Here is an 11,144-nt window from a genome sequence, read left to right on the forward strand (position 1 = left end):
TTATTGGGCGGTCCAGCCGCCGTCTATCGAGATATGCGTGCCGGTAATGCTCTTCGCCGCATCGCTCGCGAGATAGATCGCGGCCTGCGCGACCTCGTCGATCGCCACGAATTCCTTGGTCGCCTGCAGCCTCAGCATCACTTCGCTCTTCACCTCGGCTTCCGAAATACCGCGCTCGCGGGCGGTATCGGGGATCTGCCTTTCGACCAGCGGCGTCAGCACATAGCCCGGGCATATCGCATTCACGGTAATACCGAATTCCGCAAGTTCCAAGGCCGCTGTTTTGGTTAGTCCTAAAATACCATGTTTGGCAGCCACATAGGCGGATTTGAACGGCGAGGCGACCAGCGCGTGGGCCGACGCCACGTTGATGATGCGGCCCTTGCCGGTCGCCTTCATCAAGGGAATGCTATGGCGCATCGTGTGGAAGGCCGATGTCAGCAGGATGGCGATCAGCTGGTCCCACTTGTCCGGCGGGAATTCCTCGATCTTCGCGACGTGCTGAATGCCGGCATTGTTGACCAGGACATCGACCGTGCCAAAGGACTTGACCGCGGTTGCGATCAGGTCCTCGATGTCGGCGGGCTTGGTCATGTCGGCGCCGTGATAAAGCACCGTGCCGGGCCCAAGCGCATCGAGTTCGCGGCGGGTAGCCTCGATCGCGTCAGCCGGTCCGAAACCGTTGATCACCACATTGGCGCCCTCGGCGGCGAACGCCTTTGCAACACCGAGCCCGATGCCGCTCGTGGAGCCTGTGACGACGACGGTTCTGCTCATGCCCAAATCTCCCTGTGATCCAGCCTTCCGGGCGGCGTTCTGTTGCGCCGCGACGATCCGGGCAGGTTATGCCCAAATTCCGTGCGATGGCAATCAGGATCGCCGATCCTGGTCGTCGGCGAGATGCTGGCCGTTGGCGACCATGGATGGCGGTGGCGCAGCAGGCTGAACACCGCCGGAGTAGCGCGCCGGACAAGGCACATTGGTGATGACACCAAAACCCCGAACTGCTATGAGTTCCGAAAGGCGTAGCGAAAGACCTGGGAGGGTCACATGGGACTGTTTGATGGTCTTGGGAGCGTGATCAGCGATGCCTTGGGCGGCAAGCCGGTCAATATACTGGCGGTCGCCGAAAACATCTTTCAAAATGCCGGCGGCTTCAACGGGATCATTGCCCAGCTCAACCAGGCGGGGCTTGGCGAGCAGGTGTCTTCGTGGATTGGTACCGGCTCCAATCTTCCGGTTTCCGCCGACCAGATCAGGTCGGCGCTTTCTTCCGAGCAGGTGCGCAGCCTGGCGAATGCCTTCGGCATCAATGTCGATAAACTGCCCCAGCTTCTTGCAGATCACTTGCCGACGGCAGTCGACAAGGCGAGCCCGAACGGGGTTCTCCCGTCCTGACGGGGGCTCCGTAAACTTTCTCCTTAAATCAGAAATGTAGGAAAGATCATGTCTGGGAAATTGATTCTTGCTGCTGCCGGTACGATCCTTGCTGCCCTGACATTTTCATCGCCCGCCAGTGCGCTGACGATGAAGGAGTGCAGCACGAAATATCAGGCCGCAAAGGCTGACGGCTCCGCCGCCACGATGAAGTGGAACGACTACCGCGCCAAGTTCTGCGGTGCTGAAGCCGCGGTCGCGGACAAGGCCGACGAGGACGAAGTCGCAAAGACCGCCGAGAAGGAGCCGGAAAAGCCGACCATGGTTGCTCCGAAGGGCACCAAGTTCCCCAAGGCGGTCGACAAGAAATATGCAACCGAGACGCCTGCCAAGGGACGTCTGCACACCTGCGTCGACGCCTACCATGCCAACAAGGATGCCGGCACGCTCAACGATCTGAAATGGATCCAGAAGGGCGGCGGTTACTGGAGCCTGTGCAACACGGCACTCAAGGCTGCAGGCTGATTGGATGCCGACGGACAGGGAAAGGCGCCTCGCGCCCTTCCTTTTCCGTTTGACAGGCTTTTGCCGTTTCTGTTCAAACCAGTTCCAAAGCATTGCATGAACTGGGAGGGACGGCATTGGGTGGTTATGTTCTGGCGATCGATCAGGGGACGACATCGACGCGGGCGATCGTGTTCGACGGCGACATGCGGATTGCCGGCATCGGCCAGAAGGAATTCACCCAGATCTTCCCGAAATCCGGCTGGGTCGAGCATGATCCGGAAGAGATCTGGGAAACCGTGCTCTGGGCGATCAAGCAGGCTCTGAAGGAAGCCAAGCTCAAGGCCTCCGAGATTGCCGCGATCGGCATCACCAACCAGCGCGAGACGGTCGTCGTCTGGGAGCGCGAGAGCGGCAAACCGATCCACAATGCCATCGTCTGGCAGGACCGCCGCACCGCCAGCTATTGCGAGAAGCTGAAACGGCAGGACCTAGAAAAGCTCTTCACCCGCCGCACCGGCCTGCTGCTCGACCCCTATTTTTCGGGGACCAAGCTTTCCTGGATGCTCGCCAACGTGAAGGGTGCGCGGGCGAGGGCGGCCAAGGGCGAACTCTGCTTCGGCACGATCGACACCTTCCTGATCTGGCGCCTGACCGGTGGAAAAAGCTTCGTCACCGATGCGACCAATGCCTCGCGCACGCTGATCTACAACATCGCCGATAACCATTGGGACGAGGACCTCCTCGAAATCCTGCGCATCCCGGCCGCCATGCTACCGGAGGTCAAGGATTGCGCCGACGAATTCGGCATCACCGACGAAAGCCTGTTCGGTGCGGCGATCCCGATCCTCGGCGTTGCCGGCGACCAGCAGGCGGCGGTCATCGGCCAGGCCTGTTTCGAACCGGGCATGATGAAATCTACCTACGGCACCGGCTGCTTTGCAGTGCTGAATACCGGCGCCGACATGGTGCGCTCCAAGAACCGGCTGCTCACCACCATCGCCTATCGCCTGAACGGCGAAACGACCTATGCGCTGGAAGGCTCGATCTTCATCGCCGGCGCTGCCGTGCAATGGCTGCGCGACGGGCTCGGCATTATCGAAAGAGCTTCCCAATCCGGGGAGTTGGCGCAAGAAGCTGATCCTCAACAGGAAGTCTACCTGGTACCCGCCTTTACCGGCCTCGGCGCGCCCTATTGGGATGCGGAAGCGCGCGGCGCCATGTTCGGCCTGACGCGTGCGACCGGTCCTGCGGAAATCTCCCGCGCCGCGTTGGAGGCGGTCTGCTACCAGACCCGCGACCTCTACGACGCGATGCAGAAGGACTGGCGCAATGCCAACGGCAGCACGGTCCTGCGCGTCGACGGCGGGATGGTTGCGTCGGACTGGACGATGCAGCGGCTCTCGGATCTGATCGACGCGCCGGTCGACCGGCCGACCATTCTGGAGACGACGGCGCTTGGAGCCGCCTGGCTCGCCGGCTCCAAGGCGGGCGTCTGGCCGGACCAAAAAGCCTTCGCAAAAAGCTGGGCGCGGCAGCGGCGATTCGAGCCGCAGATGGATGAAAAGACCCGTTCTGCGAAAATCCGCGGCTGGAAGGATGCCGTCAGGAGAACATTAACAAATGCGTAAGTACTTATTTTCAATTAACCATTTATCGAGAATTAGAATCAAATGCGAAACGCGTCATTTTCGCACCATGTTCGTTGCCTTATCCTCATTGAGGACGGTAAGAGGGTAGGCATGTATCGAATTCCGCAGATTTTGGCATTCCTGTTGGTGCTTGGCGCCTCTCTGGCCATCAGCCGTTCGGCAGAGGCCGGTTATTCCCACTTCATCTATGACGCGAAGAGCGGCAAGGTTCTGGCGTCGGAAAATGCCGACGAGATCAACCACCCGGCATCGCTTACCAAGATGATGACGCTCTACATGACCTTCGAGGCGCTGCGCGAGGGCCGCCTCAAATGGGACCAGGATATCGTCGTGACGCCGAATGCGGCGTCGAAAATTCCCTCCAAGCTCGGCGTGCCGGCGGGTCGAACGATCACAGTACGCGAGGCCGTGCTTGGCATGGTCGTGCGCTCCGCCAATGATGCCGCCGCGACGATGGGTGATTATCTCGGCGGCTCGGAAGACCGTTTCGGGGTGATGATGACCAAGAAGGCGCGGGCGCTCGGCATGAGCCGCACCGTGTTCCGCAATGCGTCCGGCCTGCCGGACGACGAACAGGTGACGACGGCGCGCGACATGGCCCAGCTGGCGCTGGCGTTGATCCGCGACTTTCCCAAGGAATATCAGCTCTTTTCTTTGAAGAACATGGAGTTCCGCGGCAAGCGCCTGCGCGGCCACAACAACCTGATGTATCGCTATCCCGGCATGGACGGCGTCAAGACCGGCTTTATCAACGCTTCCGGCTACAATATCGCCAGCGCCGTCAATATCGACGGCCGCCGGGTGATCGGCGTCGTCATGGGCGGCAAGAGCGCCCGCAAGCGCGACGACCAGATGGCAGCGCTGCTCGACCGCTACGTGCCTGGCAACACTGCGGCACCCGGCGGTCTCGTGGCATTCCAAGCGCAGAAGCGGCCGGCCGAAGACACCGCGCCGCTCGCCTTCGCGACGCCTTCGACGCGCAAGGAGATTGCGCTTGGCGTTGCGCCCAAGACCGCGCTCGCCAATCTCTATGCCGCGCCTCCGAACGCCGTTCCCCAGACCACGCCAGTCCAGACCGCGCCGGTCCCGACGGCCCCATCCCGGATGGCGTCGTCTCAGACAATGACGCCACAGCAGCCGGTCGGGTCGCTCTGGCGCATCCAGATCGCTGCCGCTGCCAGCCGCGACCAGGCATCCGCGCTGCTGGAAAAGGCAATGCCGCTGCTCGCCCAAGGGTATGGCCGTGTCGCGCCGAGCGTCGAAAGTTATGCCGATAGCGGCAAGGAAATCTTCCGTGCTCGCTTTGTCGGTTTTGCCGACGGCGATGCCGCCACGCGCGCCTGCTCGGTCCTGCAGGCCAAGGCGATCACCTGTTTCGTGGTGCGATAAACGGATAGAACTCGCCGCCGGATCACCGGCGGCGCGTTGCTTCCCTGACGGATTTCAGCCCTTGACCGGCGCGTTCATCGCCCAGGCGACGCCGAAGGGATCTCGAACCTGGCCGTAGCGGTCGCCCCAGAACATTACCTGCAGCTCGGTCTCCACCGTCATGCCGGCGTCGACGGCGCGTTTCCACCAGAAATCGATGTCGTCGACCGGCAGCATCATGGTGAAGGCCTGCGGCTTTTCGAGCGGGTGGCCGTAATCCGGATAGGGATCGCCGAGCATCACCGAACTGCCGTTGATATAGAGATGGATGTGCATCGTGCGGCCCTGATCATCCACCGGATGAAAGGATTCGATCTCCGCGCCGAGGGCCTTTTTGTAATATTCGGCAGCCTTCATCGCCCCGTCGAGCTGAAGATAGGCGACCACGCCGCCGCGGACGGGCGAAGCTACCTGATTGTCGTTCGTCTGGGCACTCGTATCCATGATTTTCCCTCCTGTTCGGGTCGTTCTCGTCCATGCCGGACAATACAAGGACGAACGAGAGAAGGAGACGCCGACATGGGGCGGCGATTTTTTTACGCAGTTTCGCCGGATGGAGTTAGGTGCCCCATTTGACCCGCCGAAGATCGGCGGTACCATCGACGATGCGGACAACGCGAACCGTGTCGTCGGCGATCGCGTAGAGGGCGAGCCACCTTTCCACCAGAAGCATGCGGGCGGATTGCGCAATATCGGGCCGCCCCGGTCCCATCTCGGGATGATCCGATAATCGCGATATGCGGGCCTCCAGGCGCTCGGCAACCGCATCGGCCATGGCCACTCCGCTTTTGTCGGCGATCCAGGACCAGATGTCCAACATGTCGTCACGAGCCCGGCTGGAATAAACGACCATCTTGGCCATGGATCAAGGCTTGCCCGCACGTCTGCTGCGGCCTTCGGCCTTGATCGCTTTCAAATCCAGAGGGCGATAATCGCCGCTCTCGACACCTTCGCTCCACGCTATTTTCAGGCGCGTCAGATTATCGGCTGCGTGGTCCTGTTCCTCCAGCAGGCGCAAGGCCTCCTCGACGACTTCGCTCGAAGAGCGATAGTGTCCCGATTCGACCTTGGATTTGACAAACTCGGCCAGATCGTCCGTCAGTGAAACATGGATGTCCATCGACAGCTCCTTCCCTCCAATGATGGAAGCAGTCAGGGATTTTTACAAGCGATTTCGAACTTCAAACCCGTCCCGCAAATTCCTTCACCAGGCCCTCATAGTCCTCCATCGGCGGGAAGGTTTCGTAGGCATGCACGGCCGGTGTCGTCGCCCAGGGCAGCTTTTCGGACATATATGTCTCGATGAAGGGCACGAACCATTGCGGGTCGTCGAGCATGGTCGGACGCAGGTTGACGAACCAGTCCATGCCGACCGGCCTCGTAAACATCCAGCTCTTGCAATGCGGGCAGTGATAGTGGTGGGCGTCGTCACCATGCAGACCGCCGATCACCGGCGCACCTTGCGTCACCTCGAACCCTTCAGACGGGATCGCGGCGGAGAGCGAGAAGGCGCTGGCGCTCATCTTCTGGCAGCCGGTGCAATGGCAGGCCATGGTCAGGATCGGCGGTGCGCTGATTTTTAGCCGCACCTGCCCGCAGCGGCATCCGCCTTCCATGGGAAGAGTGGGTTTGGGCATGTTTGTATCTCCATTTTATCAATGCAACGGGGCGGCTACGGCGTTCGATCAGGCCGGACGCTTCGGAATGTCGAGGCCCCGCTGGACGGCAGGTCTTGCCAGCGCGCGTTCCAGCCATTCCGGCACGCGCTTCAGCTGGTCGTATTCGACGAATTCGCCGGCGCCGTAGAAGCCGATCAGGTTGCGCACCCAGCCGAGCATGGCGATGTCGGCGATCGAATATTCGTCGCCCATCACCCAATCGCGGCCCTCGAGACGGGTCTCCAGCACGCGGATGATGCGGTGCGATTCCTTGGCGTAGCGGTCGCGGGGGCGCTTGTCCTCGATGTCCTTGCCGGCGAACTTGTGGAAGAAGCCGAGCTGGCCGAACATCGGCCCGAGACCGGCCATCTGGAACATCACCCACTCGATGGTCTCGTAGCGCTTGGCCGAATCCGAGGACATCAGCTTGCCGGTTTTTTCGGCGAGATAGATCAGGATCGCGCCGCTTTCGAACAGCGCCAGCGGCTTATCCCCGGGGCCGTTGGGATCGAGGATCGCTGGAATCTTGCCGTTCGGATTGAGCGACAGGTATTCCGGACCCCAGGTCTCGTCGGCGCCGATATTGATGAAATGCGGCTCGTAGGGCAGGCCGATCTCTTCCAGCATGATCGAAACCTTCACGCCGTTCGGCGTCGGCGTCGAATAGAGCTGCAGAACATCCGGGTTCTGAGCGGGCCATCTGGAGGTGATCGGGAAGGCGGAAAGGTCGGCCATATCGGGGTTCCTTGGGAGGCAGAGTTTTTGTTCCCGCGGAATATAGCCACCGGCGCGCGATGCGCCAGTGGCGATCTCATAGAAGTCAGCGGGCGCTGGCCGGGAAAGCCGGCAGCTTGCCGATATCGTGAGCGTCGTGCTGGACGACCAGCTTTGCGTTCAGCTGCTTGGCGATCCGGTTCATGCGCTCCATCGAGGCGAGGCTTTCGGCCCGGTCGATGTTGAAGGGCGGCACGCCGTTGTTTCCGATCTGCTCTTCGAAATGCACGACGTCACCGGAGAGCAGGACCGGTCCGCTCTGCGGCAGTTTGACGAGCAGCGCCGTCTCGCCCTTGGTGTGGCCAGGCATGGCGAGCATCGTGACGGAACCGTCGCCGAACACGTCGCGATCGCCGGAAACCGGGTCGATCTTTGCCTTGCCGTCCATCCAGGGCTGGACGAGCGCCGGCATGACCCCGAAGGGCAGGGGATTTTCGTGCAGGCTTTCCCAGTCGCCGGCACCGATCATCAGCGTCGCCTTTGCAAAGGTCGAGGCCTGGCCGAGATGGTCGAAATGGTTGTGGCTGATGCCGACGATGCCGATCTGATCCGGCTTGATGCCGATCTTTGCGAGTTGGGTCGGGATGTCGACGGAAAGCGACGGTGCCAGCGGCTGGGTGAGGTCCGGCGCCTTGCCGATCAGGGCCGCCGGCAGGCCGGTATCCCAGAGCAGGTAATCGGCGCCGTGGCGGATCACATAGCAGCTGTCGGTCAGGGTGCGGCTTTCGCCTTTATACGCGAACGTATCGGAAAAGCTCGACAGGTCCTTGACCACGATCGAGCCGCAATCGAGCCGCCACAGTTCGATATCGGCTGCGGCGCGAGCGGAGCCCGACAGGGTGAAGAGGGCGACGCCCGCGGCCAGAACGGAAGCGCCGAGGGTGGAAAGAGTGGCTAAGGTCTTCATCAAAAGTCTCCTGCGTTGAAGCCACGCCTTCTGCCTGCTTTCGACATCCCGTCAGGGCCGGATTTTTAACCGCTTGAGCCCGAAACGCTCACTTGAAGTGTTTTTCATCGTCGGTCCCGCGCTATACTGCGGCCATGAACCTGATCGTCACCCAGCGTCTTCCCGATCTTTCCCGCCGCCTGCTCGACCGTCTGCGCCCGATGGTGGCGGGGCGTCTCAAGCCCGGCATGAACGCTTATACGGAGCAGCTGTTCATCTATTGCTGTTTCGACCGGGAGAACGTGAAGGCGCTGGAGCTCGAAGATCCGATGATCGGCATCGTGCTCTACGGGCAGAAGGAAATCTGGTTCGGCGACCGGACGCATGCCTTTTCCCCGGGCTCCGTTTTCGTCCTGCCGCGCAAGGTGCCGATGGATGTCGTCAACATTCCCGACGAGACGAACGGATTCTACGTCGCACTGCGCCTCGACGTTCCGTCGCTGCCGGAAGGGATACCGCCGCTCTCGGCGGCGGAGCGGCTGAAGGGCGGGGAACTCGGCAATTTCGGCGTGCCGCTCAGCGAAGGTCTGGTGGAGGCGCTCTGTCATGCGGCCACCACGATTGCCGACGGGGCTATCGGCGAAACGATCAAACGGCTGCGGATGGCCGAGGTGCTGGCATTGCTCCGCCCGTTGCCGGAAGCGCGGCTGCTGTTCCGCCAGAGCCTTTCGGACGAGATCGCCTGGCTTATCGCCACTGCCCCTTCCGAACAGTGGAGCATAACCGAGGTCGCCGAACAGATCGGCATCGGCGCCTCGACGCTGCGGCGTCGCCTTTCGCTGGAGGGTGCCTCGTTCCGGACCATCCTGCGGCGGGAGCGGCTGAAGGCGGGCCAGAACGCCATATCCTCGGGCGCCTCCAGCATCGCTGCGGCGGAGGCGGCCGGTTATGCCTCGCGGTCGCATTTCTCCCGCCGTTTCCGCGAGACTTTCGGCACCAGTCCGACCGGTCGGCCCTGATCCATCAAAAAATTGCTGCACCCTGTCGGCAGCCGCGCTAATCCTTCGTCTTCATTGAGAGAAGGAGCTACGCATGCTTTACGCCATCCTTTGCTACGCCCATGAGGAAACCGTCTTCGCCTGGTCCAAGGAGGAAGAGGATGCCGTCATGGCGAGGCTCATCGAGGTGCAGGCGCCTTACGCGCAGGCCGGCAAGCTCGGCCCGGTCGGACGGCTGATGCCGACGACCGCTGCGACGACCGTGCGAAAAGGCAAGGAAGAACCGCTGGTGCTCGACGGGCCGTTTGCGGAAACCAAGGAAGTGCTGCTCGGTTTCTACACGCTCGATGTCGAGACGCTGGAAGAGGCGGTCACATTCTCGAAGGCGCTTTCGGTCGTCAATCCCGGATCCAGTTCCTACGAAATCCGGCCCTTCTACGTCTTCCATCCCGGCGAAATCAAAAATAGCGAGACCAAGACATGACAGATATTGCCTGGATCGATCTTGCCCTGACGGCCGCCCGGCCGCAGGCGCTCGGCGCGCTCCTTCGGTACTTCCGCGATCTCGATATCGCGGAAGAGGCCTTCCAGGAGGCGTGCCTGCGCGCCATCAAGACCTGGCCGGACAAGGGCCCGCCGCGCGATCCGGCCGCCTGGCTGATCTTCGTCGGCCGCAACAGCGGCATCGACGTGGTCCGCAAGCGCTCCAAGAACGATCCATTGCCGGAGGAGGAAGCCTTCTCCGATCTGTCCGATGCCGAAGGCGACATGGCCGACCGGCTCGACAATTCCCATTACCGCGACGATATCCTGCGGCTAATGTTCATCTGCTGTCATCCGGACCTGCCAGCGACCCAGCAGATCGCGCTGGCGCTCAGGATCGTTTCCGGCCTCAGCGTCGCCCAGATCGCCCGCGCCTTCCTCGTCGGCGACAGCGCCATGGAGCAGCGCATCACCCGCGCCAAGGCGCGCGTCGCCAAGGCCGGCGTGCCGTTCGAGACGCCGGGGCCTTCGGAACGGGCGGAGCGGCTCGGCATCGTCTCTTCGATGATCTATCTGGTCTTCAACGAGGGATATTCCTCCGGCATCACCAATGCCGACAGCGCCGCATTCTGCGACGAGGCGATCCGGCTTGCGCGCCTCCTGCTGCGGATCTTCCCGGCCGAACCGGAGATCATGGGCCTTTTGGCGCTGATGTTGCTGCAGCATTCGCGCGCCAGAACGCGCATCGATAAGGATGGCCAGATCGTGCTGCTCGAGGACCAGGACCGCGGCCGCTGGGACAGCAAGCTGATCAACGAGGCCTTGGCGCTGCTCGACAAGGCGATCCGCCACCGCAAGCCTGGCCCCTATCAGGTGCAGGCGGCGATCTCGGCGCTGCATGCCCGCGCCCCGACGCCGAAGGACACCGATTGGAAGGAGATCACCATGCTCTACGGACTGCTGGAGCGTATTCAGCCGTCGCCGGTGGTGACGCTCAACAAGGCCGTCGCGGTCTCCAAGCTTGAAGGCCCGGAGGCGGCGCTCGAGATGATCGCGCCGCTTGCCGACAAGCTCGACGGCTATTTCTATTTTCACGGGGTCAAGGGCGGACTGATGATGCAGGCCGGCCGCAGACCCGAAGCCCGCGAGGCCTTCGACCGGGCGATCGCGCTTGCCAATTCCGCCGCCGAATGCGCCCATATCCGCCAGCAGATCGATAAGCTGGGAGCGGTGACGCCGCTGGTGGAGTAGGGAGGGCATTGCATATGAAACGTGAGGCGGTGCGGCAATCTTAACCCTCCCCCTTGTGGGGAGGGTGGCCGGCAGGCGGGAGGGGTCTTGAGCCGGAGTGAAGTCCCCTCCCCAACCCCTCCCCACAAGGGGG

14 protein-coding genes are annotated in these 11,144 nt (G+C 62.1%); 7 read left to right on the forward strand and 7 right to left on the reverse strand.

Annotated features, from left to right (window positions below; translation table 11 throughout):
- Positions 1 to 777, reverse strand: a complete 777-nt coding sequence (locus tag AC1D3C_RS27595; RefSeq protein WP_477485121.1) for a 3-hydroxybutyrate dehydrogenase — start codon at positions 775 to 777, stop codon at positions 1 to 3.
- A gap of 273 nt (positions 778 to 1,050) precedes the next feature.
- Between AC1D3C_RS27595 and AC1D3C_RS27600 the strand changes: the two genes are divergently transcribed.
- The 4 genes from AC1D3C_RS27600 to AC1D3C_RS27615 all read left to right on the forward strand — a co-directional run bounded on the left by AC1D3C_RS27600 (position 1,051) and on the right by AC1D3C_RS27615 (position 4,922).
- Complete coding sequence (locus AC1D3C_RS27600) at positions 1,051 to 1,398, forward strand: YidB family protein (protein ID WP_477485122.1); 348 nt, start codon at positions 1,051 to 1,053, stop codon at positions 1,396 to 1,398.
- Positions 1,399 to 1,446: 48 nt separating this feature from the next.
- On the forward strand, positions 1,447 to 1,902 hold the full coding sequence (locus AC1D3C_RS27605; protein ID WP_038544406.1) for a hypothetical protein: 456 nt from the start codon (positions 1,447 to 1,449) through the stop codon (positions 1,900 to 1,902).
- Between the two features lie 116 nt (positions 1,903 to 2,018).
- The gene (gene glpK / locus AC1D3C_RS27610) at positions 2,019 to 3,512 is read left to right on the forward strand and encodes a glycerol kinase GlpK (RefSeq protein WP_247137157.1); all 1,494 of its coding nucleotides are present in this window, start codon (positions 2,019 to 2,021) and stop codon (positions 3,510 to 3,512) included.
- A 111-nt stretch (positions 3,513 to 3,623) separates the two neighbouring features.
- Complete coding sequence (locus tag AC1D3C_RS27615; protein ID WP_477485123.1) at positions 3,624 to 4,922, forward strand: D-alanyl-D-alanine carboxypeptidase; 1,299 nt, start codon at positions 3,624 to 3,626, stop codon at positions 4,920 to 4,922.
- Between the two features lie 54 nt (positions 4,923 to 4,976).
- Here AC1D3C_RS27615 and AC1D3C_RS27620 read toward each other — a convergent pair whose 3' ends face one another.
- The 6 genes from AC1D3C_RS27620 to AC1D3C_RS27645 all read right to left on the reverse strand — a co-directional run bounded on the left by AC1D3C_RS27620 (position 4,977) and on the right by AC1D3C_RS27645 (position 8,300).
- Positions 4,977 to 5,405, reverse strand: a complete 429-nt coding sequence (locus tag AC1D3C_RS27620) for a VOC family protein (RefSeq protein ID WP_477485124.1) — start codon at positions 5,403 to 5,405, stop codon at positions 4,977 to 4,979.
- Between the two features lie 115 nt (positions 5,406 to 5,520).
- Complete coding sequence (locus AC1D3C_RS27625; RefSeq protein ID WP_477485125.1) at positions 5,521 to 5,823, reverse strand: type II toxin-antitoxin system RelE/ParE family toxin; 303 nt, start codon at positions 5,821 to 5,823, stop codon at positions 5,521 to 5,523.
- Positions 5,824 to 5,826: 3 nt separating this feature from the next.
- Positions 5,827 to 6,081 (reverse strand): type II toxin-antitoxin system ParD family antitoxin, encoded by a 255-nt coding sequence (locus tag AC1D3C_RS27630; protein WP_038544398.1) that lies wholly within the window; start codon positions 6,079 to 6,081, stop codon positions 5,827 to 5,829.
- A 61-nt stretch (positions 6,082 to 6,142) separates the two neighbouring features.
- Positions 6,143 to 6,598: a GFA family protein gene (locus AC1D3C_RS27635; RefSeq protein ID WP_477485126.1), complete on the reverse strand. Its 456-nt coding sequence runs from the start codon at positions 6,596 to 6,598 to the stop codon at positions 6,143 to 6,145.
- Positions 6,599 to 6,646: 48 nt separating this feature from the next.
- Entirely contained in the window at positions 6,647 to 7,354 is a 708-nt protein-coding gene (locus AC1D3C_RS27640) for a glutathione S-transferase N-terminal domain-containing protein (RefSeq protein WP_477485127.1), read from the reverse strand.
- A gap of 85 nt (positions 7,355 to 7,439) precedes the next feature.
- Positions 7,440 to 8,300 (reverse strand): N-acyl homoserine lactonase family protein, encoded by an 861-nt coding sequence (locus tag AC1D3C_RS27645; RefSeq protein WP_477485128.1) that lies wholly within the window; start codon positions 8,298 to 8,300, stop codon positions 7,440 to 7,442.
- 92 nt (positions 8,301 to 8,392) lie between these two features.
- Between AC1D3C_RS27645 and AC1D3C_RS27650 the strand changes: the two genes are divergently transcribed.
- The 3 genes from AC1D3C_RS27650 to AC1D3C_RS27660 all read left to right on the forward strand — a co-directional run bounded on the left by AC1D3C_RS27650 (position 8,393) and on the right by AC1D3C_RS27660 (position 11,011).
- Positions 8,393 to 9,298: a helix-turn-helix domain-containing protein gene (locus AC1D3C_RS27650; RefSeq protein WP_477485129.1), complete on the forward strand. Its 906-nt coding sequence runs from the start codon at positions 8,393 to 8,395 to the stop codon at positions 9,296 to 9,298.
- A gap of 73 nt (positions 9,299 to 9,371) precedes the next feature.
- Complete coding sequence (locus AC1D3C_RS27655; RefSeq protein ID WP_038544391.1) at positions 9,372 to 9,761, forward strand: YciI family protein; 390 nt, start codon at positions 9,372 to 9,374, stop codon at positions 9,759 to 9,761.
- Positions 9,758 to 11,011, forward strand: coding sequence for an RNA polymerase sigma factor (locus tag AC1D3C_RS27660; RefSeq protein WP_477485130.1), 1,254 nt, complete (start codon positions 9,758 to 9,760; stop codon positions 11,009 to 11,011). Before AC1D3C_RS27655 ends, AC1D3C_RS27660 begins: the two co-directional genes overlap by 4 nt.
- The last annotated feature ends 133 nt before the right edge of the window (positions 11,012 to 11,144 follow it).

The organism is Neorhizobium sp. P1_A6 (genome assembly GCF_056406795.1).

Excerpts from the sequence above, each read along its gene's own strand:
- AC1D3C_RS27595 (WP_477485121.1), bottom strand. The coding sequence starts at position 777 with ATGAGCAGAACCGTCGTCGTCACAGGCTCCACGAGCGGCATCGGGCTC.
- AC1D3C_RS27600 (WP_477485122.1), top strand. The coding sequence starts at position 1,051 with ATGGGACTGTTTGATGGTCTTGGGAGCGTGATCAGCGATGCCTTGGGC.
- AC1D3C_RS27605 (WP_038544406.1), top strand. The coding sequence starts at position 1,447 with ATGTCTGGGAAATTGATTCTTGCTGCTGCCGGTACGATCCTTGCTGCC.
- AC1D3C_RS27615 (WP_477485123.1), top strand. The coding sequence starts at position 3,624 with ATGTATCGAATTCCGCAGATTTTGGCATTCCTGTTGGTGCTTGGCGCC.
- AC1D3C_RS27620 (WP_477485124.1), bottom strand. The coding sequence starts at position 5,405 with ATGGATACGAGTGCCCAGACGAACGACAATCAGGTAGCTTCGCCCGTC.
- AC1D3C_RS27625 (WP_477485125.1), bottom strand. The coding sequence starts at position 5,823 with ATGGCCAAGATGGTCGTTTATTCCAGCCGGGCTCGTGACGACATGTTG.
- AC1D3C_RS27630 (WP_038544398.1), bottom strand. The coding sequence starts at position 6,081 with ATGGACATCCATGTTTCACTGACGGACGATCTGGCCGAGTTTGTCAAA.
- AC1D3C_RS27635 (WP_477485126.1), bottom strand. The coding sequence starts at position 6,598 with ATGCCCAAACCCACTCTTCCCATGGAAGGCGGATGCCGCTGCGGGCAG.
- AC1D3C_RS27640 (WP_477485127.1), bottom strand. The coding sequence starts at position 7,354 with ATGGCCGACCTTTCCGCCTTCCCGATCACCTCCAGATGGCCCGCTCAG.
- AC1D3C_RS27645 (WP_477485128.1), bottom strand. The coding sequence starts at position 8,300 with ATGAAGACCTTAGCCACTCTTTCCACCCTCGGCGCTTCCGTTCTGGCC.
- AC1D3C_RS27655 (WP_038544391.1), top strand. The coding sequence starts at position 9,372 with ATGCTTTACGCCATCCTTTGCTACGCCCATGAGGAAACCGTCTTCGCC.
- AC1D3C_RS27660 (WP_477485130.1), top strand. The coding sequence starts at position 9,758 with ATGACAGATATTGCCTGGATCGATCTTGCCCTGACGGCCGCCCGGCCG.